Source organism: Pseudomonas syringae (genome assembly GCF_021605415.1).
GTDB classification, from domain to species: domain Bacteria; phylum Pseudomonadota; class Gammaproteobacteria; order Pseudomonadales; family Pseudomonadaceae; genus Aquipseudomonas; species Aquipseudomonas syringae_S.
The window spans coordinates 83,691-105,875 of the sequence record NZ_WKEQ01000007.1; the positions used below are offsets into that span (position 1 = coordinate 83,691).

The 22,185-nt window shown below is 59.3% G+C and carries 20 protein-coding genes; 9 read left to right on the forward strand and 11 right to left on the reverse strand.

The window, feature by feature from the left end:
* Positions 1 to 124: 124 nt before the first annotated feature.
* Positions 125 to 1,312, forward strand: coding sequence for a C17 cyclopropane fatty acid synthase CfaB (cfaB, locus tag GIW69_RS06900; protein ID WP_236481385.1), 1,188 nt, complete (start codon positions 125 to 127; stop codon positions 1,310 to 1,312).
* A gap of 1 nt (position 1,313) precedes the next feature.
* Here the strand turns inward: cfaB and cls are convergent, their stop codons facing one another.
* Positions 1,314 to 2,753: a cardiolipin synthase gene (cls, locus tag GIW69_RS06905; protein ID WP_236481386.1), complete on the reverse strand. Its 1,440-nt coding sequence runs from the start codon at positions 2,751 to 2,753 to the stop codon at positions 1,314 to 1,316.
* Positions 2,754 to 2,883: 130 nt separating this feature from the next.
* Here cls and GIW69_RS06910 point away from each other — a divergent pair, with 130 nt between their 5' ends.
* Positions 2,884 to 3,405, forward strand: coding sequence for a DUF3617 domain-containing protein (locus GIW69_RS06910; RefSeq protein ID WP_236481387.1), 522 nt, complete (start codon positions 2,884 to 2,886; stop codon positions 3,403 to 3,405).
* A 6-nt stretch (positions 3,406 to 3,411) separates the two neighbouring features.
* Here GIW69_RS06910 and GIW69_RS06915 read toward each other — a convergent pair whose 3' ends face one another.
* The 4 genes from GIW69_RS06915 to folE2 are packed head-to-tail and all read right to left on the reverse strand — an operon-like array spanning position 3,412 to position 6,723.
* On the reverse strand, positions 3,412 to 4,287 hold the full coding sequence (locus tag GIW69_RS06915; RefSeq protein ID WP_236481388.1) for a metal ABC transporter substrate-binding protein: 876 nt from the start codon (positions 4,285 to 4,287) through the stop codon (positions 3,412 to 3,414).
* A gap of 11 nt (positions 4,288 to 4,298) precedes the next feature.
* The gene (locus tag GIW69_RS06920; protein WP_236481474.1) at positions 4,299 to 5,165 is read right to left on the reverse strand and encodes a metal ABC transporter permease; all 867 of its coding nucleotides are present in this window, start codon (positions 5,163 to 5,165) and stop codon (positions 4,299 to 4,301) included.
* Complete coding sequence (locus GIW69_RS06925; protein ID WP_236481389.1) at positions 5,162 to 5,830, reverse strand: ATP-binding cassette domain-containing protein; 669 nt, start codon at positions 5,828 to 5,830, stop codon at positions 5,162 to 5,164. The genes GIW69_RS06920 and GIW69_RS06925 overlap by 4 nt, the downstream gene beginning before the upstream one ends.
* Positions 5,827 to 6,723, reverse strand: coding sequence for a GTP cyclohydrolase FolE2 (gene folE2, locus GIW69_RS06930; RefSeq protein ID WP_236481390.1), 897 nt, complete (start codon positions 6,721 to 6,723; stop codon positions 5,827 to 5,829). The genes GIW69_RS06925 and folE2 overlap by 4 nt, the downstream gene beginning before the upstream one ends.
* 153 nt (positions 6,724 to 6,876) lie before the next feature.
* Here folE2 and zigA point away from each other — a divergent pair, with 153 nt between their 5' ends.
* Positions 6,877 to 8,082 carry a zinc metallochaperone GTPase ZigA gene (gene zigA / locus GIW69_RS06935; RefSeq protein WP_236481391.1) on the forward strand — a complete coding sequence of 402 codons (1,206 nt, stop codon included), beginning with the start codon at positions 6,877 to 6,879 and terminating at the stop codon, positions 8,080 to 8,082.
* Positions 8,082 to 8,726, forward strand: a complete 645-nt coding sequence (locus tag GIW69_RS06940) for a DUF1826 domain-containing protein (protein ID WP_236481392.1) — start codon at positions 8,082 to 8,084, stop codon at positions 8,724 to 8,726. The genes zigA and GIW69_RS06940 overlap by 1 nt, the downstream gene beginning before the upstream one ends.
* Positions 8,727 to 8,730: 4 nt before the next feature.
* Here GIW69_RS06940 and GIW69_RS06945 read toward each other — a convergent pair whose 3' ends face one another.
* Positions 8,731 to 9,087, reverse strand: coding sequence for an NADH:ubiquinone oxidoreductase (locus tag GIW69_RS06945; protein ID WP_236481393.1), 357 nt, complete (start codon positions 9,085 to 9,087; stop codon positions 8,731 to 8,733).
* Between the two features lie 26 nt (positions 9,088 to 9,113).
* Here GIW69_RS06945 and GIW69_RS06950 point away from each other — a divergent pair, with 26 nt between their 5' ends.
* A complete protein-coding gene (locus tag GIW69_RS06950) occupies positions 9,114 to 10,079 on the forward strand; it encodes a CobW-like GTP-binding protein (protein ID WP_236481394.1) in 966 nt (321 codons plus the stop codon).
* Positions 10,080 to 10,138: 59 nt separating this feature from the next.
* Here the strand turns inward: GIW69_RS06950 and GIW69_RS06955 are convergent, their stop codons facing one another.
* Positions 10,139 to 10,552 carry a DUF3301 domain-containing protein gene (locus GIW69_RS06955; protein WP_236481475.1) on the reverse strand — a complete coding sequence of 138 codons (414 nt, stop codon included), beginning with the start codon at positions 10,550 to 10,552 and terminating at the stop codon, positions 10,139 to 10,141.
* A 117-nt stretch (positions 10,553 to 10,669) separates the two neighbouring features.
* Between GIW69_RS06955 and pdxY the strand changes: the two genes are divergently transcribed.
* Complete coding sequence (gene pdxY / locus GIW69_RS06960) at positions 10,670 to 11,542, forward strand: pyridoxal kinase PdxY (RefSeq protein WP_236481395.1); 873 nt, start codon at positions 10,670 to 10,672, stop codon at positions 11,540 to 11,542.
* A gap of 101 nt (positions 11,543 to 11,643) precedes the next feature.
* On the opposite strand, the gene GIW69_RS06965 is transcribed toward pdxY, so the two are convergent.
* Positions 11,644 to 12,126 carry an acyl-CoA thioesterase gene (locus GIW69_RS06965; protein WP_236481396.1) on the reverse strand — a complete coding sequence of 161 codons (483 nt, stop codon included), beginning with the start codon at positions 12,124 to 12,126 and terminating at the stop codon, positions 11,644 to 11,646.
* Positions 12,127 to 12,407: 281 nt separating this feature from the next.
* On the opposite strand from GIW69_RS06965, the gene GIW69_RS06970 reads away from it, so the two are divergent.
* Positions 12,408 to 14,171: a cation:proton antiporter gene (locus tag GIW69_RS06970; RefSeq protein ID WP_236481397.1), complete on the forward strand. Its 1,764-nt coding sequence runs from the start codon at positions 12,408 to 12,410 to the stop codon at positions 14,169 to 14,171.
* A gap of 21 nt (positions 14,172 to 14,192) precedes the next feature.
* Here GIW69_RS06970 and GIW69_RS06975 read toward each other — a convergent pair whose 3' ends face one another.
* From GIW69_RS06975 to uvrD, 3 genes are all read right to left on the reverse strand, one after another.
* Positions 14,193 to 14,600, reverse strand: a complete 408-nt coding sequence (locus GIW69_RS06975) for an SMI1/KNR4 family protein (protein WP_003187120.1) — start codon at positions 14,598 to 14,600, stop codon at positions 14,193 to 14,195.
* Positions 14,601 to 14,737: 137 nt separating this feature from the next.
* A complete protein-coding gene (locus GIW69_RS06980; protein ID WP_236481398.1) occupies positions 14,738 to 15,610 on the reverse strand; it encodes a Tim44 domain-containing protein in 873 nt (290 codons plus the stop codon).
* 184 nt (positions 15,611 to 15,794) lie between these two features.
* Complete coding sequence (gene uvrD / locus GIW69_RS06985; RefSeq protein ID WP_236481399.1) at positions 15,795 to 17,978, reverse strand: DNA helicase II; 2,184 nt, start codon at positions 17,976 to 17,978, stop codon at positions 15,795 to 15,797.
* 257 nt (positions 17,979 to 18,235) lie between these two features.
* On the opposite strand from uvrD, the gene GIW69_RS06990 reads away from it, so the two are divergent.
* Together GIW69_RS06990 and hexR are read left to right on the forward strand one after the other, a co-directional pair.
* Complete coding sequence (locus GIW69_RS06990) at positions 18,236 to 21,109, forward strand: GGDEF domain-containing phosphodiesterase (RefSeq protein WP_236481400.1); 2,874 nt, start codon at positions 18,236 to 18,238, stop codon at positions 21,107 to 21,109.
* A 136-nt stretch (positions 21,110 to 21,245) separates the two neighbouring features.
* Positions 21,246 to 22,112 (forward strand): transcriptional regulator HexR, encoded by an 867-nt coding sequence (hexR, locus tag GIW69_RS06995; RefSeq protein ID WP_007927594.1) that lies wholly within the window; start codon positions 21,246 to 21,248, stop codon positions 22,110 to 22,112.
* Positions 22,113 to 22,185 lie beyond the last annotated feature (73 nt).

Consider the following 22,185-nt stretch of genomic DNA (forward strand, 5'->3'; position numbering starts at 1 on the left):
GCTGGAACAGTAGGTGCGCAATTGTGCGTCTGGAATCATAAGGAAGGCTAATGACATCGATAGCCTGCTATTTTTCAGGGATGGTCTACCCTCAGATCTGACGTCTGAAACAGGGGGATTTTCCATGCTCGCGCAACTTCCACCGGCCTTACAGAATTTGCAATTGCCGCTTCGCCTGCGACTCTGGGACGGCCATGAGTTCAATCTGGGGCCGGCCCCGAGTGTCACCATCGTCGTGAAGGATCCGCAGATGGTTACGCAGTTCACCCATCCCAGCCTTGATGCGCTGGGGGCGGCCTTCGTCGAAGGCAAGCTTGAACTGGAGGGGTCGATCAGCGAGGTTATCCGGCTCTGCGACGAGTTGAGCAGTGCGCTGCTTGATGAGGATGAGGGCAATCAACCCTCGCGGCTGGTACACGACAAAGAGACCGACGCTAAAGCCATTTCCTACCACTACGACTTGTCCAACGCGTTCTACCAGTTATGGCTGGACAGCGACATGGCGTATTCCTGCGCCTATTTCGAAACGGGCAGCGAAACCCTCGAGCAGGCCCAGCAAGCCAAATTCCGTCACCTGTGCCGCAAGCTCCGTCTGCAACCGGGCGAATATCTGCTGGATGTCGGCTGTGGCTGGGGTGGTCTGGCGCGTTTTGCGGCGCGGGAATTTGGTGCGAAAGTATTCGGCATCACGTTGAGCAAGGAACAACTGGAACTCGCTCGCGAGCGGGTGAAGGCTGAGGGCCTGGAAGATCAGGTTGAATTGCAACTGCTCGATTACCGCGATCTGCCCCAGGACGGGCGTTTCGACAAAGTCGTCAGCGTCGGCATGTTCGAGCATGTCGGCCACACCAATCTTGCCGAATACTGCAAAATCCTGTTCGGCGCGGTGAAGGATGGCGGCCTCGTCATGAACCATGGGATCACCGCCAAACATACCGATGGACGGCCGGTGGGTCGCGGTGCCGGGGATTTTATTGAGAAGTACGTGTTTCCCAACGGCGAGCTGCCCCATCTGGCGATGATCTCGGCCGAGATCAGCGAAGCGGGGCTGGAGATTGTCGACGTTGAAAGCCTGCGCTTGCATTACGCGCGCACGCTGGATCACTGGAGTGAACGTCTCGAGGACAACCTTGAGGCTGCCGCCGCACTGGTGCCGCAGCAAGCGCTGCGGATCTGGCGTTTGTACCTGGCCGGTTGCGCCTACGCGTTCGCCAAGGGCTGGATCAATCTGCATCAGATTCTTGCCGTGAAAGCCCACGCCGACGGCAGTCATGAACTGCCGTGGACGCGAGACGACATTTACCATCCCTGATTTATAAAATTGGCGATATCAGCCGGGCGATCCGCATGCCGACCTGTTGCAGGCGGTGGATCTCCCGGCTTTCTTCCTTGGCGATTTCGTAGGCCTGGGCAAAGTCATCGCTGAGCATCTGTTCCACGTGGCTGGCGAACTCACTGTCGACGGTGAGCAGCATCACTTCGAAATTCAAACGAAATGAACGGTTATCCATATTGGCGCTGCCGATGGCGCTGATCTCGCTGTCTATCAGCACGACTTTCTGGTGCATGAAACCCGATTCATAACGGAATACGCGCACCCCGGCGCGCACGGCCTCGAAGGCGTACAGGCTCGACGCAGCGTAGACGATGCGATGGTCAGGGCGAGATGGCAGCAGCAGGCGCACGTCGACACCGCGCAACACGGCGAGGCGCATGGCTGCGAACACGGCTTCGTCCGGGATGAAATACGGGCTGGTGATCCACACTCTGTCGGTCGCGGCATGAATCGCTTCGACGAAAAACAGCGAGCAGGTTTCATAAGTGTCCGCCGGACCGCTGGCAAGCAATTGGCAGAGCACGCCGTCTTCCGGATACGCGTCCGGCAGGATCAGCGGCGGCAGTGACCGTGCGGCCCAAAACCAATCCTCGGCGAACGATTCCTGCATGCTCGCCACGACAGGGCCGCGCACCTGAACATGAGTATCGCGCCACGGCGCCAGCGGTGGTTTTTCGCCCATGTATTCATCGCCGACGTTATGCCCGCCGACAAAGCCCATCAGCCCGTCGACAACCACAATTTTTCGGTGATTGCGGAAGTTCACCTGAAAACGGTTAAGCCAGCCGCTGCGCGTGGCAAAGGCTTTGACCTCGACGCCGCCATCGCGCAGCGACTGCACGTAGCCGTGGGGCAGGGCATGGCTGCCGATGCGGTCGTAGAGCAAATGGATAGTCACGCCTTCAGCGGCTTTCTTCAGCAACAACTCGTGCAGGCGCTTGCCGAGGCGATCGTCGTGAATGATGAAGAACTGAATCAATACCGCTTGCCGGGCTTCGTTGATCGCTTCGAAGATGGCCTCGAAAGTGGCGCTGCCGTTAATCAGTAACCTGACTTCATTGTTGGCCAGGCATGGCGTGCGCCCGAGTTTGGGCATGGCTCGCAGTGATGCGTAGGCTGCTGAGGCGCGTGCAGCCAGCGCCTCTTCCACCCAGGGGCGCCAGTTCAGTTCGGACACTGCTTGGCGCATTTGTTCGTTGGCCTGACGCCTGGCTTTGATATAACCGTCGAACGTGCTGCGGCCGAACACCAGATACGGAATGAGCGTGAGGTAAGGAATGAAAATCAGCGAGAGTGCCCAGGCGATCGAGCCTTGTGCCGTACGCACTGTCAGCACCGCATGGACGGCGGCGATGAGTCCGAGGGTGTGGATCAGGGCGATCAGATAGCCGAAGATGTGCGGTCCAAAATAATCCATGGGGCAGCCTTGCTCCTGAAGATTCAATGCCTAACAGACCATGTTCGGCCGCGAATGTCGCTATTTAATTGGGCATGAACCGAAGACAACGGCCAGCGTCTAACGGCCACTACTGATCAGGAGTTTCTCGATGAACGTTCGTCTGCTGGGTTTGGCGCTGGGCCTGGGTTTGGTATTGCCGCTGGTTGCTCAGGCGCAGATGCTCCAACCGGGGTTGTGGGAAATGACGTCTAGCAACATGAAAGTCGATGATCAGAACATGCCGGATCTGCAATTGATCCTCGGTCAGATTCAGGGTCAGATCACGCCGCAGCAACGGGCGATGCTGGAGAAGCAAGGTATCAATATCGGCGGCAAAGGTATCCGTGCCTGCCTGACGCCGGAGCAAGTGGCGACCAACGATATACCGCTGGCCGATCCACAGTCGGGCTGCAAGCAGGAGATCACCGATCGCACCGGTAATCAGTGGAAATTCCGTTTCAGTTGCCCGAAAGCGCAGGGCACGGGCATCGCCACTTTCCTCAGTGATCGTGAATTCACCACCAAGGTCAACGGCACGTTCAACGCCACCGGCATCCAGCGGAAAGGCAGTCTGGACACCCGGGCGGTATGGTTGGGTCAGGATTGCGGCGCCGTGAAGCCACGGGCCTGATTGTTTTCAAGGCTGGCTCAGTGCGTCGCAAAGGGTTTTCAGGTTGTAACTGAACAACCCGATAAACGTGCTGGCCGGCCCGCTGGCTGCGAGCGCATCCGAATACAACGTCCCGCCGATGTGTGCGCCGCTTTCGTCGGCAATTTGTTTGAGCAGGCGCGCGTCCTTGATGTTTTCCATGAACACCGCTTTGACCTTGGCCTGGCGAATCTGGGTAATCAGCGCCGCGACCTCGGCAGCGGAAGGTTCTCGCTCGGTGGACAGACCTTGCGGTGCCAGGAAGTCAATGCCGTAGGCTTGACCCAAATAGCCGAACGCATCATGGCTGGTGACGATCTTGCGATTGCCTGGAGGCAACGCGCTGAACCGGGTTTTGGCTTCGGCGAGCAGGACATAAATCTGCTTCAGATACGCCTGGCTGTTGCGTAGGTAGTCGTCTTTATTCGCCGGATCGGCGGCCACAAGCGCCTTGGTGATGTTGGCGACATACAGCTCGGCGTTCGCCAGGTTATGCCAGGCATGCGGGTCGGGAACGGTTTCGCCGTCCTCATCCAGCGAGCGCGGGATTACGCCGCGACTTGCCGTTACCACGGTCGCTGTGCTTTCCGTACTGGTCACCAGGCGGTCAAGCCACGGTTCGAAACCCAATCCATTCTTGAAGATCAGCTTGGCGTTGAGCAGCGCTTTGGCGTCGTCCGGCGTCGGCTCATAAGTGTGCGCATCGGCATCGGGCCCGACCATGTTGGTGATCTGTATATGCTCGCCGCCGACCTGCTGCACCATATCGCCGAGGATGCTGAAACTGGTGACCACCGGCAGCTTTTGTGCTGCTGACACCGACATCGATAACACCAGACTGAACAGCACGAGAAGAGCGCGCATCGAGAACCACCTCATAGGGATGTAAGCGAAGGAGGGCGGCGCAGCAAACCATGCACCGGCCCGAATACCACGGACAGCAGATAGCTGGCACCGGCGACCAGCACAATTGCCGGGCCGCTGGGCAGCGAGTAATGGAACGACAGTAACAATCCCATCCATACCGATAGGCTGCCGATCAATGCAGATATAGCGATCAGCGCCGGTAAGCGGCGACTCCAGAAGCGTGACGCGGCGGCAGGCAACATCATCAAGCCGACCACCATCAGAGCGCCGATGGCCTGGAATCCGATCACCAGATTGAGTACAACGAGGGTCAGAAAAACAGCGTGCGCGAAGGGGCCGAGGCGGCTGACAGTTTTCAGGAACAGCGGATCAAGGGTGTCGAGCAGCAGTGGTTTGTAGATCAACGCCATCGCGATCATGCTGATCCCGGAGACCCACAACATGCCGTTTAGCGTGGCGCCGTCCACGGCCAGAGCGGAGCCGAACAAGAGGTGCAAGAGGTCCAGACGCTTGCCGGCGATGCCGAGAATCAACACGCCGCTGGCGAGGGATATTGGATAAATCGCGGCGAGGCTGGCGTCTTCGCGCAGACCAGTGCGGCGGGTAATCCATGCGGCAAGCCCGGCCATGCCAAGGCCCGCGCCAAGGCCGCCGAAAGTCAGCGCTGGCAGACTCAAACCGGCGAACCAAAAGCCTAAAGCCGCGCCTGGCAAAATTCCGTGGGCGACTGCATCGCCAATCAGGCTCATGCGCCGCAGAATCAAAAAAACGCCCAGCGGTGCCGTGCTGCAAGCCAGCACCAGACCGCCAAGCAAGGCTCGACGCATGAATACGAACTCGTGGAATGGCAGCCAGAGTTGTGCGGCGATCATCAGGCCACCTGCATGGGCAAGGCCGGCTGAATCAGTTCGCGACTGGTTCCGAAAACGCAGCCACTGCTTTTGATAAGCAGTGTTTGAGGGATGTGTTGTCGCACGGCAGCGAGATCATGACAGACCACCACTAGCGTTCGGCCTTCTTCATGCCAGGCCTTCAAGTGATCCCAAAGCAGCGCCTGGCCCAATTCATCCAGCGCAGCGTGAGGTTCGTCGAGCAAAAACAACGGCGCGTCGGCCAGGCTCATGCGCGCCAGTAAAGCGCGTTGTAGTTCTCCGCCCGACAACGCCATCAACGGGCGCTGCTCCAGTCCGTTCAGGCGCCAATCCTTGAGTACGGATTTCAGGCGTTGCGCACGCAACTCGGCGGATAGCTTTCGTCCCCAGAATCCAGCGGCCACCAGCTCTACGAGGTTGATAGGAAACTGCCGATCCAGGTATTGCTGCTGCGGCATGAAAGACACCCGGCCTTTGCGTGGAACACTGAGCGTCACCTTGCCGGCCAATGGGCGTTGCAACCCGCCAATGACTTTAAGCAGTGTGCTTTTACCGGAGCCGTTTGCTCCGATGATCGCAGTCATGCTGCCTTTGACCAGCTCAAGATCCAGCGGCGGCGTGAGTGGGAACCCCGGCGTGCCCCAACTGAGGGTTTGGCAACGGATCATACGGTCTCCCTTTGCCAGTGACTTACGGCGACCGCGTCGTGGGCGTGAAGGCTTTCGGCGTGGATGACCCGCAAGTTGAAACCGCTTATGCCGGGCGAACGCTGCAGCGCTAGATTGAGTCGGCGCGCGGCGTCTTCGCAAAACATCAAATTCTGTCCGTTTGCGAGGGCAAAGGCTTGCTCGTCTGCGCGTTTCACAGCGGTCTGCACAGCGGTTCCCAATGCAGCTTCTGCGTCGTTAATGAGGCTGATCAGCGGCAGTTCGGCAATCGATTCATCCAGATGAACGTGAAGCTGTGCGGTGCTGCGTTGACTATGAGGCGTGGCGACGATGCCGTTAGTTGAGCCGAGCCAGGCCAACATATCGGCATGCTGTAGCGATTTATTGGCAAAGTCGTCGATGAATTGCCGCTGGATCAACTGTCTCGCCAGTGCTGCTGAGCAGGGACAAGTCGATGAATATTGCACGTCAATCTTGAGTTCCACGTGGAACACTTTGTTATTCAATTGGGCGTTTATGCTTACTGGATAGCTTTTCCAGCCGGCTAGAAAACTGACTAACGCGGGTCGCTTCACCAGAAAATCGAAATGGATTTTTAATGAGGCGCTGTTCGACAAGCCCTCATGCGTTTCGAGGAAACGCTGAAGGACACCTCTTAAAAGTGCGGGGGTGAGGTTTTCCGTTTCCAACATCTCCAGCGCCAGATAAAGCCGAGACATATGGATGCCGCGTGCAGCTTCATCATCAAGGCTAACGCCAGCATCAACGCTCGCGCTCCATCGCTGGTCTTCCAGCAAAACCGGCAAGGCGATTCCGCTCATGCCAACCCATTCCAACGGAAGAATTTGGTGAGCTGCTTGCGCAGCGATATCGGGCAGCGTCAACGCGTTCATCACGGGATCCATTGTCGAAGTCGTTTTTTAATGTAACATTATAACAATTCAAGCGGCGACGGATTTTTATGAAAAGGTCTTCACGTGATCTTCAGAAAAAGACCAGCGCAGCGATTAAGGCCCGAAACGGCTCCCTGATGAGAGGATTACCCAATGTCTAAGCCGCTGCCCGTGACCGTTCTTTCAGGCTTTCTGGGCGCTGGAAAAAGTACGCTCCTGAATTACGTACTACGTAATAGAGACAATTTGCGTGTCGCTGTAATCGTTAATGATATGAGCGAGATCAATATCGATGGCAGCGAAGTCCAGCGTGATGTCAGCCTGAACCGCGCTGAAGAGAAACTCGTCGAGATGAGCAATGGCTGTATCTGCTGTACGTTACGCGAGGACTTGTTGAAAGAGGTCAGCGCGCTGGCCAAGGAGGGACGCTTCGACTATCTGCTGATTGAATCCACCGGAATTTCCGAGCCATTGCCGGTGGCCGAGACATTCACCTTTCGTGATGAACACGGGCAAAGCCTGGCAGACGTCGCCCGCCTCGACACCATGGTCACCGTCGTCGACGGCGTGAATTTCCTGCTCGATTTCCAGGCCGCCGAGAGCCTGGCCTCCCGTGGCGAAATCCTCGGCGAAGAGGATGAACGCTCCATTACCGACCTGTTGATTGAGCAGGTCGAATTCGCCGACGTCCTGTTGGTCAGCAAGATCGACCTGATCAGCCAGGCCGAACGCGACGAACTGATGGCGATCCTCAAGCGGCTCAATGCTCACGCGCAAATCATTGCGATGGTGATGGGGGAAGTGCCCCTGGATCGGATCCTTGATACCGGATTGTTCGATTTCGACAGAGCCGCTCAGGCACCGGGCTGGCTTCATGAGTTGCGCGGCGAACACATTCCTGAAACCGACGAGTATGGCATTGCCTCAAGCGGCTATCGCGCGCGTCGGCCATTTCACCCCGAGCGTTTTTTCAGTTTCATTGATCGTCCGTGGCTGAACGGAAAGCTGCTGCGCTCCAAAGGTTTTTTCTGGCTGGCCAGCAAACCCTCGGACGCCGGCAGTTGGTCACAGGCCGGTGGCCTGATGCGTCATGGTTTTGCCGGGCGCTGGTGGCGGTACGTCGCGAAAAACCAATGGCCGCAGGATCAGGAAAGCATCGCCGCGATCATGGAAAACTGGACAGCCAGCGTCGGTGATTGCCGTCAAGAACTGGTGTTCATTGGTCAAAACATCGATTTCGAACAACTGACAGAGCAACTCGACAGCTGTCTGCTGACCGACGAAGAAATGGCCCTCGGCGTGGAGGGCTGGCGAATGCTGCCGGATCCGTTCGGTCCTTGGCATGAAGAGGCCGCTTGATGCGCCCTCTGAAAAAGCTGGATAGCCGATTTCAACATCACGGGCCGACACCGGACGCGCTGGCGAAAATTCTTGAGGATCAGATAAACCTCGCGGTCTGGCAGCGACAGTTGCCGGTTCACATCGCTGATTTCGCTCATCTGCTGCTATCGCTCAACGAGCCTTTGGCCGAGTCCCTGTGTGTGGAACTGCCTGGTGAAGACGCGGAGCCCGAGCTCATCGGACTCGCGACGCAATACCGCGACCTTCAGGGCTACGAGGGCTTCATCGCGGATCTCGAATGGTTGGTCAGCGCCTTCGCCTGCCTGCTCGGTGCGCAACGGATCGGCCTGCGTCTACGGGTGTTGGACAAGGCCATGTGTCCACGCTTTCATGTCGATCATGTGCCAGTGCGGTTGATCACGACGTACGCCGGTGTCGGCAGCCAATGGCTCAAGGAAGGTGCAATGGAACGCAGGCAATTGGGCAGCGCCGAGGCCGAGCCGCAGGACGCCAAGCTGATCCAGCAGATGGCCAGTAGCGACGTGGCGTTGCTCAAGGGTGAGAAATGGCACGGCAACGAGGGCTTCGGCCTGATCCATCGCTCGCCGCAACTGGCACCCGGCGAGCGGCGCCTGTTGCTGACGCTCGACTGGCTCGGCTAAGCACTCAGGGCTTGAGCCAGTTGCCCTGTCTCTGGCCTTCGCAGAACGGCTGCAAATACGCAGCATCGGTGGCGACGCCGTAATAGTGGATATCCTGGCGATAGGGCATATTGGCGACTTGCGCGTTGCTGCACACGCCGAATGCGCCGGTCGGGCACTGATCGACGTACTCGACTTCGACTTTTTGCCCGACCAGGGTCGGTTGGCAGAACCCGTCGCTGAACAGTTTTTCCGGAATGTTGCGGTTTTGCTGGCAGACTTTCACATCCAGCCGCTCGGCCTGGCTGTGTACCACGCAGGCTTGGGCCAGCGCCTCGCCGGACATCAGCATCAGCGACAACGACCATCCCATCCACCGCATCGTTACCTCCCCAGACTTTCTCGACCATGTTGAAGAACATTCCCACTCACGTCATCGCAGGCCCGCTGGGCGCCGGCAAGACCAGCCTGATTCGCGACCTCATGTCCCAGCGACCGGCCGGTGAACGCTGGGCGGTGCTGATCAACGAGTTCGGCCAGATCGGCCTCGATGCCGCCCTGCTGACGCGCGATGCCGATGGTATCGCACTGGGCGAAGTGGCCGGGGGGTGTTTGTGTTGCGTGAATGGCGCGCCGTTCCAGATCGGACTTGGGCGTTTGCTACGCAGTGCGAAGCCGGATCGGCTGTTCATCGAGCCTTCCGGGTTGGGCCATCCGCTGCAATTGCTCGAACAGTTAAATGACGCGCCGTGGCTGGGCGTACTCGCGGTGCAACCGAGCGTTCTGGTGCTGGATGCGCAGGCATTGGCGGCGGGGAAAATAATGCCCAGGGCACAGCAGGAAGCGCTGCCCGGTGCCGGGCTGTTGTTGCTCAACAAGTCGGAAGATCTGGATGAAACCGCCCGTCAGAAAATCATGGAACAGCTGCCTCCCGTGCCATTGCTCTGGACACAACAGGCGCAACTTTCGTTAAGTCAGTTGCCCGGTGTCGACGCACAGGGCAGCGCCGGTGTGGATAGCCTGGTCGTGCCGAAGGGGTTGGCGCAGATGCCAGCGGTATGGACTGATCCGGCGCTGCCGATTTGCCTGAGTCAGGCGCAGGACGATGGCTGGAGCATTGGCTGGCGTTGGCATCCGGGGCAGGTTTTTGATTCGGCGCGAGTCAATGAGTGGCTGCAAAGCCTCACTTGGCGACGGGCGAAGCTGGTTATCCACAGCCATGAAGGGTGGGTGTCGGCGAATGCTTTGGACAATGGCGAGGTGGAATGGCGGGAAAGTGAGTGGCGACGGGATTCGCGGGTCGAGCTGATTTTCAGTGATACACAGGATGTGGAGCAGTTGAAGGTGGGTTTGGCGGCCAGTCGAGTTGGATGAAAATCAAAAAATCGCCCGAATGCGGCCCGAGCCTGCGGCAGCTCCTGCACAGAAGTGATTCAGGGGCGCCACTTGGTGTGTTCCTGGCGCCATTGGCTCAGCTCAATGACCTCGGCCCGCGGCTTGGCGACGTCGACGACGGGCGGGGTGTCATCGAAAGGCGCGGGGTAGGGAGCCAGCTCAATGGCGGCGCTGTGGGCGCCGAACTGGGTGATGGTGCCGTTGTGGCGGGATTCGCCGGTCACGGTAAATTCGAATCCGTATACCCGCGCCAGGCGACGGCGTCCCTTGGCGTCCTTGATGAAGCCGATCTTCTTCAATGCCACGTTACCGTCGAGCAATTCGACGCCAACATTGGTGCAATGCTGTTTGACTCGCTCCAGCGCGCGCTCGCGCAAGCCGTGGTTGTGCCATAGCCATGCGCCGGCAGCGGCGAACAGGATCAGCACGAAAATGTTTTCCAGGGTCAGCATCAACGAAAACTCCAAATGATGGCGCCAGCTTAACTGCGTCGCCGGCCTGTCGTACAGGCTGTGTTTCGTCGCATACTGCGCGGCTTGAATTTCAATCGTTTTACGGAAGTCCGCCGCATGAAACGTACGCCACATCTGCTCGCCATCCAGTCCCACGTGGTGTTCGGCCACGCCGGCAACAGCGCTGCGGTTTTCCCGATGCAGCGGGTCGGAGTGAATGTCTGGCCGCTCAACACCGTGCAGTTTTCCAACCACACGCAGTACGGCCAGTGGACGGGCGAAGTGATGTCGCCGCACCAGATCCCGGATCTGGTCGAAGGCATCGCGGCCATTGGCGAGTTGGGCAATTGCGACGCGGTGCTGTCCGGTTACCTCGGCAGTGCGGCGCAGGGCCGGGCGATTCTCAGTGGTGTCGAGCGGATCAAATCGGTCAATCCCAAAGCGTTGTACCTGTGTGACCCGGTGATGGGCCATCCGGCGAAAGGCTGCAGCGTACCGGCCGAAGTCAGCGATTTCCTCTTGGAGGAAGCGGCGGCGGTAGCGGACTTCATGTGCCCGAATCAACTGGAGCTGGACAGCTTCTCGGGACGCAAACCGCAGTCGCTGTTCGATTGCCTGGCGATGGCGCGTGCATTATTGGCACGCGGGCCGAAAGCCGTGCTGGTCAAGCATCTGGACTACCCGGGCAAACCGGCCGATGGCTTTGAAATGTTGCTGGTGACGCCGGAGGGCAGCTGGCATCTGCGCCGTCCCCTGCTGGCGTTTCCGCGTCAGCCGGTGGGTGTTGGCGATCTGACGTCTGGGCTGTTTCTGGCGCGGGTCCTGTTGGGCGACAGTCTGGTAGCGGCGTTCGAGTTTTCGGCGGCGGCCGTGCATGAAGTGCTACTGGAAACGCAGGCATGTGCCAGTTATGAGCTGCAACTGGTGCGGGCGCAGGATCGGATTGCGCATCCTCGGGTGAAGTTCGAGGCCGTGCCGATCAGTCTGTAAACCGTGTTACGCCCATTCGCGAGCAGGCTCGCTCCCACAGAAGCGTGCATTTCCGTGTGGGAGCGAGCCTGCTCGCGAAGGCAATCTAACGGACGAAACGATCAGGCGTCGCCCTTGATCTCTTGATAACGCTTTTCCAGCTCCTGACGAATCTGTCGACGCTGCTGGGCCTGCATATAGCGGCGTTTGTCTTCGCTGTTCTGCGGCTGCAACGGCGGCACGGCGGCGGGTTTGCGATTGTCGTCCACCGCAACCATGGTGAAGAAGCAGCTGTTGGTGTGACGTACCGAGCGCTCGCGGATGTTCTCGGTCACCACTTTGATGCCGACTTCCATCGACGTGTTGCCGGTGTAGTTCACCGAAGCGAGAAAGGTCACCAGTTCGCCGACATGGATCGGCTCGCGGAAAATCACCTGATCCACCGACAGGGTCACCACGTAGCGGCCGGCATAACGGCTGGCACAGGCGTAAGCAACTTCATCGAGGTATTTGAGCAGGGTGCCGCCGTGGACATTGCCTGAGAAGTTGGCCATGTCGGGGGTCATCAGTACCGTCATCGACAGCTGGGCGTTTCCGGGTTCCATAACGTTCTCACGGGTAAGGCAGGTTGCTGGAAGAGCACCTCTGCGGGTGCCTGGTCGCTTTTCAAAACCACCGTTATCGGGACGCCGCATAACTGGCCGCCGTCACGCCCGGATCGATCTGTTTCCATATATTGCACCGCCTTTCTCCCGGAAGTCGCGGTGGTAACCTGCAAAAGCCCTGCCTCAGGGCAATTCCCACACGAAAAGCGGATTTTTACCCAGCTTTTACAGGCAATTTCCGACGTCTGCCTGTAGCAATGTCATTCAAGGAGCGCCACGCCATGCATGCCATCAGTTTCATTCAGGATCTGGCAGTGATCATGTTGGTCGCAGGCGTGGTGACGGTGCTGTTTCACCGTTTCAAGCAACCGGTGGTGCTCGGCTATATCGTCGCCGGCTTCATCATCGGCCCACACACGCCACCCTTCGGCCTGATTCACGACGAAGACACCATCAAGACGCTCGCCGAGCTGGGGGTGATCTTCTTGATGTTCTGCCTTGGCCTGGAATTCAGCCTGCGTAAATTGTTCAAGGTCGGTGCCACGGCGTTTATCGCCGCGTTCCTGGAAATCGTGCTGATGATCTGGATCGGCTACGAAATCGGCCAGTGGTTCGACTGGAACACCATGGATTCGCTGTTCCTTGGCGCGATCCTGGCCATTTCCTCGACCACCATCATCGTCAAAGCGCTCAACGACCTGAAGATGAAGAACGAGCGCTTCGCCCAGTTGATTTTCGGCGTGCTGATCGTCGAGGACATTCTCGGCATCGGCATCATCGCGTTGCTCTCCAGCATTGCGGTCAGCGGCACCGTCAGCTCGGGCGAAGTATTTTCCACGGTCGGCAAACTGTCGCTGTTCATGATCGTCGCACTGGTCATTGGCATTCTGCTGGTGCCACGCCTGCTGGCCTACGTGGCCAAATTCGACAGCAATGAAATGCTGCTGATTACCGTGCTGGGCCTGTGCTTTGGATTCTGCCTGCTGGTGGTCAAGCTTGAATACAGCATGGTGCTCGGCGCGTTCCTGATCGGCGCGATCATGGCCGAATCCCGGCAACTGCTGAAAATCGAGCGATTGATCGAGCCGGTTCGCGACCTGTTCAGTGCGATTTTCTTCGTCGCCATCGGTTTGATGCTCGATCCGATGATCCTGTTGCAATACGCATGGCCGATTGCGGTGATTACCGTGGCTGTTGTGCTGGGCAAGATGGTGTCCTGCGGCCTCGGCGCGTTTATCGCCGGCAATGACGGACGCACCTCACTGCGCGTGGGGATGGGTCTTTCGCAGATTGGCGAATTTTCCTTCATCATCGCCGCGCTCGGCATGACCTTGCAGGTCACCAGTAACTTCCTGTATCCGGTGGCTGTAGCGGTTTCGGTGATTACCACGCTGCTGACGCCGTACCTGATTCGCGCCGCCGATCCGCTGTCGATCAAACTGTCCGCCGCCATGCCCCAGCGACTCGGCCGAGTGTTCGGGATGTACGGCGAATGGCTGCGCAGCATCCAGCCTCAAGGTGAGGGCGCGCTGCTGGCGTCGATGATCCGGCGGATTCTCTTGCAGGTGGGGGTGAATCTGGCGCTGGTGATCGCGATCTTCTTTTCCGGCGCGTTCTTCGCCGAGCGCATCTCGGCTTATGTGCAGGACTGGGTCAGCGATCCGAGCTGGCAGAAAGCTTTGATTTGGGGCGGGGCGTTGCTGGTGTCGCTGCCGTTCCTGATCGCCGCGTATCGCAAGCTCAAGGCACTTTCCATGCTGCTGGCGGAAATGGGCGTGAAGCCCGAGATGGCCGGTCGTCACACGCAGCGAGTGCGCCGGGTGATCGCCGAAGTGATCCCGCTCATCTCGCTGCTGGTGATTTTCCTGCTGTTGGCAGCCTTGTCGGCCAGTATTCTGCCGACCAACAAGTTGCTGGTGCTGATCGCCGTGGTCGCGGCCGCTGTGGCAGCGGTGCTGTGGCGCTGGTTCATCCGCGTGCACACGCGGATGCAAGTGGCCTTGCTGGAAACCCTCGACAACCACAAGGAGTCGTCGGGGCACTGACCATCCGGGGCGTTTGGTTGATCAGCTTTCCAGCCAGACGTCCCGCGCCCAATGCCACACCGACTCCCAGGTTTCCTCGGCGATCAGCTCTTCTTCTGCCTGCCACAACACCACAGTGCCGTCTTCTTCGACGCAGTAGTAGTCGTCGCCATCCTGGCAGATCGGGATCAGGCTGCGATCGACGCCGGCATCCCATGCGTTGGCGGCAACATCCGGCAGATACGTGTGCGATTGCGGGTCGGTGACGGTGACCGGCTCCAGGCTGCCGTAGACCACGTCGCTGACGGTCAGCAAAAACTCTCTGAATACAAACGGGATGTCGATGAACAGCTGTTCTTCGATTTCGACCAGCAGGTCTTCGTCTGGCAACTCCAGGGGAACCGGCACGGGTTCGTTGGCTTCGCGCAGTTGTTCGATGATTTCTTCCACGTCCGGGATCCTCTTGTGCGTATGCCGCGGTTTAGATGGGGCGGTTTATACAGTAGCTTGCTATAGATGCAACCGCGAAATAGAAAACCCCGGACAAGTCCGGGGTCTTCGTTACAGCATGCTTATCGCAGAGTGGATCAGCCGTTCTGGCGGATACCGGCCACCAGCCAAGGCTGGTTTTCGCCCTGCGGACGCTCCATGTTCCAGCTTTCGCTGAACACTTCGCCCTGATCGAAACGCGAGGTCTTCGACACGCCGCTGAAGGTCAGGGTGGCGATGGTCTTGTCCGCACGGTCATCCACGCCGTCCAGTTGCACCTGGAGGTTGTCGATGTAGGTCGACTGGAAGCCGTCGCCCAGATCCGCACGCTCGCGCTTGAGGAACTCAAGCATTTGCGGGGTCACGAACTCGGAGATCTTGTCCATCTCGTTGGCGTCCCAGTGCTGTTGCAGCGACTGGAAGTGATTGCGCGCGGCTTCAAGGAAGCTTTGTTCGTTGAACCAGGCTGGTGCGTTGATCACCGGACGGGCGGCAGCAGGTGCGGCCGAGCCACCGAAGATCGAACCCATCGCTGGCTTCTGTTCAAAGGTTTCGCGCTGCATCGGCGCATGACCGGCCGGAGCGAATTGCTCCTGCTGCTTGCGGCGACGGGCGGCGATGAAGCGGAAGATCACGAACGCGATGATTGCCATGATCAGGATGTCGAAGATCTGCATCCCCTGGAAACCGTCACCCATGAACATGGAAGCGAGCAAGCCACCGGCGGCGATGCCGGCGAGAGGGCCGAGCCAGCGCGAAGCACCGCCGGCCTTGGCAGCAGCGCCAGCGGCACCTGCAGCACCGGCGGTCGCCGCAGCGCCGCCCGCAGCGGATGAAGGAGCCATTTGGCTGGTTTGGTGCGAAGGCGCGGAGCCTGCGCTTTTACCGCCGCCAAAACGCTTGGCGTTGGCATCGAGGCTCATCGTCAGGCCAATGCACAGCGCCATGGCGATGCTGAGAAAACGTTTCATAAAGGAAATTCCCGTTTGTGAAGGGCACGCGCGCCATGTTGCACAGCTGAAGTGTTACTGGCTAGCGGCAGAGTGTTTCGGGCTTTTGCCTGACAGGTCACGTTCAGCTCTGCCGAGGCAATAAGGCTATGTACTTTTGTCTGTAGGAAATCGGGATAGGTTCAGCCGGAAATATGCTCGGCTCCTACAAGGCTTCCAGTTTCGCATAGCCGAGCATCAGCCACTTGCTGCCTTCGCTGAAATTGACCTGCACCCGCGCCTGCGCCCCGGCACCTTCGAAATTGAGGATCACGCCCTCGCCGAAGATCGAATGCCGCACCGCCTGGCCAAGGCTCAAGGCAGTGTCCGGAATCTCACTGCCGCTGAACAGATTGCTGCCGCCCATCGTCTGGTTGCCGCCGAACGGCCGGCTGACGCTGTTGGACAGGCGCACTTCCTGAATCAGACCTTTTGGCACTTCCCGTACGAAACGCGAAACCTTGTTATAGGTCTCGCTGCCGTACAGGCGCCGGGTTTCCGCATAGGTCATCACCAGATTCTGCATCGCCCGGGTGATGCCGACGTACGCCAGACGCCGTTCTTCTTCAAGACGACCCGGTTCTTCCAGGCTCATCTTGTGCGGGAACAGGCCTTCTTCCATGCCGACCAGGAACACGTAAGGAAATTCCAGGCCTTTGGCGCTGTGCAGGGTCATCAACTGAATGCTGTCTTCGTGTTCGTCGGCCTGCGTGTCGCCGGCCTCCAGCGAGGCGTGGCCGAGGAACGCCGCCAACGGCGTCAGGTCTTCGTCTTCTTCGCTGTTTTCGAAGTTGCGCGCGGCGCTGACCAGTTCTTCAAGGTTTTCCACCCTGGCCTGGCCTTTCTCGCCTTTTTCCGCTTCGTGATAAGCGATCAAACCGGATTGCTCGATGACGGTTTGAGTCATCAGGTGCAACGGCATCTGCGCGCACTTGGCTGCGAGGTTCTCGATCAGCTCGATGAAGGCGCCCAAGGCACCCGCCGCGCGTCCGGTCAGACCTTTATTGGCCACCAACAGGCGCATCGCTTCCCACATCGATACATCGCTGTGGCGTGCATGCTCGCGAATCGCCTCGACGGTCTTTTCGCCTATGCCACGGGTCGGAACGTTGATCACCCGTTCAAGCGCCGCATCGTTGCCGCGGCCTTCGAGCAAACGCATGTACGCCATGGCGTTCTTGATTTCCGCCCGCTCGAAGAATCGCTGGCCGCCATAGATTCGATACGGAATGCGCTCGCGCAGCAAGGCTTCTTCCAAAACGCGGGATTGGGCGTTGGAGCGGTACAGAATCGCGATATCGCTGCGAGCGAGGCCGGTTTTCAGCGCGCTTTCGATGGTTTCGACAACGTAGCGTGCTTCATCGTGTTCATTGAACGCGGCGTAGAGGTTGATCGCTTCGCCGTCGCCGCCATCGGTCCACAGCTCTTTGCCCAGACGCCCGGTGTTGTTGGCGATCAGGGCGTTGGCTGCCTTGAGAATGCCGGCGGTGGAGCGGTAGTTCTGCTCCAGACGAATGGTTTCGGCGTCCGGGAAGTCGGCGGAATACTGATGGATGTTTTCGATCTTCGCGCCCCGCCAGCCGTAAATCGACTGATCGTCGTCGCCGACCACCATCAGGCTGTCGCCGCCATGGCCGAGCAGACGCAACCAGGCGTACTGCACGGCGTTGGTGTCCTGGAATTCGTCGACCAGAATGTGCCGGAAGCGTTTCTGATAATGCGCGAGCAGGCCCGGATGGTCGCGCCACAGGTCGAGGGCACGCAGTAACAGCTCGGAAAAATCGATGACGCCGGCGCGCAGGCACGCGGCCTCATAGGCCTCATAGATGCCGCGCATGGTCGCCAGGAACAAATCGCCCCCGGCCTGAATATGTTGCGGACGCAGGCCTTCGTCTTTCTGTCCGTTGATGAACCATTGCGCCTGACGCGCCGGCCAGCGTTGCTCATCCAGCCCCAGCTCGCGGATCACCCGCTTGACCAGCCGCTGCTGATCGTCGCTGTCGAGAATCTGGAAGGTCTGGCTCAGTCCGGCTTCCTGCCAATGCGCCCGCAGCAAGCGGTGCGCCAGGCCGTGGAAGGTGCCGACCCACATGCCGGCCGGGTTGATACCCATCAACTGCTCGATGCGGTGACGCATTTCGGCAGCGGCCTTGTTGGTGAAGGTCACCGACAGGATGGAGTGGGGCGAGGCGTTTTCGACCTGGATCAACCAGGCGATACGGTGCACCAGCACTCGGGTTTTACCGGAGCCAGCACCGGCCAGAACCAACTGACGGCCGACGGGGGCCGCTACGGCCTGACGTTGGGCATCGTTGAGGGAGTTCAGCAAAAGGGAGAGATCATCGCGCATCGGCGCATTCTAGGGTGCGCCGCCAGCCCGGGCAAACCGAGCTTTGCATTAGCCGATGAAAGTGCTGCCAATGACGACCGGTCGGTCATTGCCTGCAAGCGGCGACCGGTCTGGCCTGAGGGCGTTTTGGTTGCGCCGGGGGGCGGGAAAATCCGATGAAATTATGACCCCCGGCAGTTTGGCAAGCGCCGTGGCTTGTGTATGCTCCGTCCACGTTTCGGGCGCATGCTCCTCTTATAAGAACAACAACATTGCCTATGTCCCTCAGCTCCGACCTGTCGGGCCCCATCGTGGAAACCCGGGTCATCCGCAAGCAGTACGCCATGCAGATAGCGGTCGAACGCACTCGACTGCTGTATCAGGGTTCACTGCTGCCTACGCTGTTCATGTTGATCAACGGTCTGGTCTGCGCCGCTTTGCTTTGGAGCCCGCAGCGCTACTTCGTGGTCAGCGTCTGGCTGGTATGGCTGCTGTCGCTGGTGGCGCTGCGGGTGATTCAGGTCGCGGCCTTCGATTCGGCGATTCCCGACCGCCAGGCACAACCGATCTGGCGGCGCATGTTCCTGCTCGGTTCGACCCTGACCGGTCTGACTCTGGCTGGCGCCGGTATCGCCTTGGTGCCTGCCGACAATTTTATGCAGCAGGCCTGGGTATTCGGCCTGATCGGCGCCGCGACCCTGTCGGCCAGCGTGGCGTATGCGGTGAGCCTGCCAGCGTTCCTGTCCTTTACCTTGCCGTGTCTGCTGCCGGCCATTGGTTATCTGTTCTGGGGTGGCGACGAACAGGCTCGTGGCTGGGGATGGCTTGGACTGATCCTGCTGGGTTCCCTGAGCGTGGTGGCTTGGCAGATCAATCGCTTGATCGATCGCGGCTTGTTGCGGCGCTTCCAGAACCAGGCCTTGATCGAAAATCTGCAACAGGCCCAGGCCCGCAGCGATCAGCTCAATCAGAAACTGGCCAAGGAAATCGAACACCGCCGCTGCGCCGAGGGCAAATTGCGCGAGGCTCAGGTCGAACTGGAAAATCGTGTCGCCCTGCGCAGTCAGGAATTGGACGCTGCCAATCAGGCGCTGAGCAAAAGCGAAGCGCGGCTGGAACTGGCGCTCAAGGCCAGCGAACTGGGTTTGTGGGACTGGAATCTGCAAACCGACGAAGTCCATCACACGCAGATCAAGGAATTGTTCGGTCTCGCACCGGAATACGTCACTGCGCTGATCCGCCACCTCAAGCCGCGCCTGCATCCGGATGATCTGCCGACGCTCAAACACACGCTGATCGAACATCTGAAGGGGCGCACGGAGGACTATCAGATCGAGTACCGCGTGCGTCACGGCGACGGTCACTGGGTCTGGATCGAAGACCGTGGTCGTGCGGTGGAACGGGGCGCAAACGGCCGGGTGATCCGCATGGTCGGCACCCGGCGCGACATCAGCGCCAGCAAAAACCTGGAAGCGCAACGGCAATTGGCGGCGACAGTGTTTGAAGCTGCGAGTGAGGGGATCGTGATTCTTGATCCCAATTACTCGTTGATTGCGATTAATCAGGCATTCAGCCGCGTCACCGGTTACGACATCGATGACATGCTCGGTCGCAACGTGGTCGAACTGCCGTGCAGTCGCGACGCCCGGCGCCATTACCTGGCGATCCGCCAAGCGCTGGAACAGCATGGCCATTGGCAGGGCGAGTTGGTGGAGACGCGCAAGAATGGCGAACTCTATCCGCAATGGCTGCAACTGACCGCAGTGTGCGATGACCGAGGACATGTCAGTCACATTGTCGGCTTCTTCGCCGATTTATCTGCGCGACGCGAATCAGAAGAACGCATGCGCTATCTGACCCATTACGACGAACTCACCGGCCTGGCCAACCGCTCGATGTTCCGCGAACGGCTCAGCGAAGCGCACCAGCGCGTGCGACAGGGCAGCCATCGCAACCTGGCGCTGTTGCACATCAATCTGGATCGGTTCAAGCAACTCAATGACAGCCTCGGTCACGAAGTCGCGGATCAGTTGCTGCAAAAAATGTCTCGTCGACTGGTCAATGCGCTGCCCGAAGCAGACACCATTGCGCGATTGTCCGGCGATGAATTCGCGGTGTTATTCACGGCTTACGGCAACCTTTCGAGCCTGGCGCGCGTGGCGACGCGCCTGGCGGGCAAATTGCGCGTACCGGTCACGGTGGAAGGGCATGAGCTGGTCGTCAGCGCTTCGATGGGTATCAGTTTGCTGCCGGACAACGCCCGGGAAATCTCCGCGCTGGTCAGCCAGTCGAACATGGCCATGCAACATGCCAAGCACCTGGGCGGCAACAATTTCCAGTTCTATACCGACAGCCTGCAAGCCACCACGCTGGAGCGCCTGCAACTGGAAAACCAGCTGCGCAAAGCCATTGAAGAACAACAGCTGAACGTCTTCTACCAGCCCAAGTTGTGTCTGGAAACCGGGCGTTTGAATGCCGCCGAAGCCTTGGTGCGCTGGGATCATCCGACCATGGGGCGGGTGCCTCCGGGGGAGTTCATCGGCCTCGCCGAGGAAACCGGCCTGATCGGGCCGATCGGCGAATTCGTCTTGCGTCAGGCTTGCTGGCAAGCGTGCGAATGGCAGCGTCAGGGGCTGGCACCGATTCGGGTGTCGGTGAATCTGTCAGTGCATCAATTGCGTCAAGGCAAACTGGTCAGTCTGGTGCGGCAAGTGCTGGAGGAAACCGGTCTGGCGCCGCAATACCTGGAGCTGGAGCTGACGGAAAGCCAGTTGCTCGACAGCGTCGAACACATCATCGCGACCTTCCAGCAGTTGCGCGATCTGGGGGTGAAACTGGCGATCGACGATTTCGGCACCGGTTACTCATCACTGAGTTACCTCAAGCGTATTCCGGTGGATTACGTGAAGATCGATCAGGCATTCATACGCGGTCTGGGGGAGGGCGGTGAGGACGCGGCGATCACTCGGGCGATCATCGCCATGGCCCACGGCTTATCGCTGAAGGTCGTCGCCGAAGGCGTGGAGCGGCAGGAGCAACTGGAGTTCTTGCGGGTCGAGGGCTGCGACGAAGTGCAGGGCTATCTGATCAGTCGTCCGGTGGCTGCTGAAGGCTTGGCCGGGCTATTGCGTGCGCAGGAACGTACGCGTTAAGGGCTACACGCAGCCGATGTCTCATGAAACGGGGACATCGAGTTACGCATTGGACGGGCAAAAAGAAGATTCATGTAGTATAACTACAAGCTTGCTACATCCCTGGCATCTGCCCAATAACAAAGAGTCCAGCCCTTTGAATCTGCTGCAACATATTGCCCAGTCACGTCACCTGTTACGCAAGTCGGAGCTCAAGGTCGCCGATCACGTGCTGCTTGACCCTGCGGCCGTCATGCACAGTTCCATGGCCGACCTGGCCCACAGCGTCGGCATCAGTGAGCCGACCATCGTGCGCTTCTGCCGCGCCATCGGTTGCTCCGGTTTTCAGGATCTCAAGCTCAAGCTGGCCCAGAGCCTGGCCGCTGGCGCGAGTTTTGGTCAGTTCGCGATCCATGAAGACGATTCGGTCGCCGACTACAGCCTGAAAATTTTCGACACCACGTTGCACACGCTGATGGAGGTTCGCGAGAAGCTCGATCCGGTGGAATTGCAGCGCGCGGTGACGCTGATGTCTCAGGCCCAGCGCGTCGAGTTCTATGGCTTCGGTGCTTCGGGCGCCGTCGCGGCGGATGCGCAGCACAAGTTCTTTCGATTATTGCTGACGGCGGCGGCGTATTCCGACCCGCACATGCAGGCGATGTCGGCCGTGACGCTGAAACCCACCGACGTGGCGATCTGTATTTCCCAGTCCGGCCGCTCAAAAGATTTGCTGATCACCGCCAATCTGGTGCGCGAGAGTGGCGCGTCGCTGATCACCTTGTGTCCGAGCCAGACGCCGCTGGCCGAACTGTCGACCGTCAACCTGGCGATCGATGTGCATGAAGACACCGAAATCTACACGCCGCTGACGTCGCGCATTGCTCACCTCGTAGTGATCGACGTGCTGGCGATGGGCGTGGCCATGGCGCGCGGGCCGAGCCTGGTCAACCACCTGAAGAGCGTTAAGCGCAGCCTGCGCAGCTTACGGTTGTCGCCCAAATCAGTGAAAGCGCTGGACGACTGACGTCGTCCAGAGCCGCGGGCAATCCCGGCTCTTACAGGTGTCAGCTATGTCCACAGATTTGTGTGCAGCACCA

Bases quoted from the DNA above. Each gene is read 5' to 3' on its own strand.
- GIW69_RS06965 (WP_236481396.1), bottom strand. From the start codon at position 12,126: ATGGAACCCGGAAACGCCCAGCTGTCGATGACGGTACTGATGACCCCC.
- GIW69_RS06945 (WP_236481393.1), bottom strand. From the start codon at position 9,087: ATGCGGTGGATGGGATGGTCGTTGTCGCTGATGCTGATGTCCGGCGAG.
- GIW69_RS06915 (WP_236481388.1), bottom strand. From the start codon at position 4,287: ATGCGCGCTCTTCTCGTGCTGTTCAGTCTGGTGTTATCGATGTCGGTG.
- cls (WP_236481386.1), bottom strand. From the start codon at position 2,753: ATGGATTATTTTGGACCGCACATCTTCGGCTATCTGATCGCCCTGATC.
- zigA (WP_236481391.1), top strand. From the start codon at position 6,877: ATGTCTAAGCCGCTGCCCGTGACCGTTCTTTCAGGCTTTCTGGGCGCT.
- GIW69_RS06910 (WP_236481387.1), top strand. From the start codon at position 2,884: ATGAACGTTCGTCTGCTGGGTTTGGCGCTGGGCCTGGGTTTGGTATTG.
- GIW69_RS06925 (WP_236481389.1), bottom strand. From the start codon at position 5,830: ATGATCCGTTGCCAAACCCTCAGTTGGGGCACGCCGGGGTTCCCACTC.
- GIW69_RS06990 (WP_236481400.1), top strand. From the start codon at position 18,236: ATGTCCCTCAGCTCCGACCTGTCGGGCCCCATCGTGGAAACCCGGGTC.
- pdxY (WP_236481395.1), top strand. From the start codon at position 10,670: ATGAAACGTACGCCACATCTGCTCGCCATCCAGTCCCACGTGGTGTTC.
- GIW69_RS06950 (WP_236481394.1), top strand. From the start codon at position 9,114: ATGTTGAAGAACATTCCCACTCACGTCATCGCAGGCCCGCTGGGCGCC.
- GIW69_RS06970 (WP_236481397.1), top strand. From the start codon at position 12,408: ATGCATGCCATCAGTTTCATTCAGGATCTGGCAGTGATCATGTTGGTC.
- GIW69_RS06940 (WP_236481392.1), top strand. From the start codon at position 8,082: ATGCGCCCTCTGAAAAAGCTGGATAGCCGATTTCAACATCACGGGCCG.
- GIW69_RS06955 (WP_236481475.1), bottom strand. From the start codon at position 10,552: ATGCTGACCCTGGAAAACATTTTCGTGCTGATCCTGTTCGCCGCTGCC.
- folE2 (WP_236481390.1), bottom strand. From the start codon at position 6,723: ATGAACGCGTTGACGCTGCCCGATATCGCTGCGCAAGCAGCTCACCAA.
- GIW69_RS06980 (WP_236481398.1), bottom strand. From the start codon at position 15,610: ATGAAACGTTTTCTCAGCATCGCCATGGCGCTGTGCATTGGCCTGACG.
- uvrD (WP_236481399.1), bottom strand. From the start codon at position 17,978: ATGCGCGATGATCTCTCCCTTTTGCTGAACTCCCTCAACGATGCCCAA.
- cfaB (WP_236481385.1), top strand. From the start codon at position 125: ATGCTCGCGCAACTTCCACCGGCCTTACAGAATTTGCAATTGCCGCTT.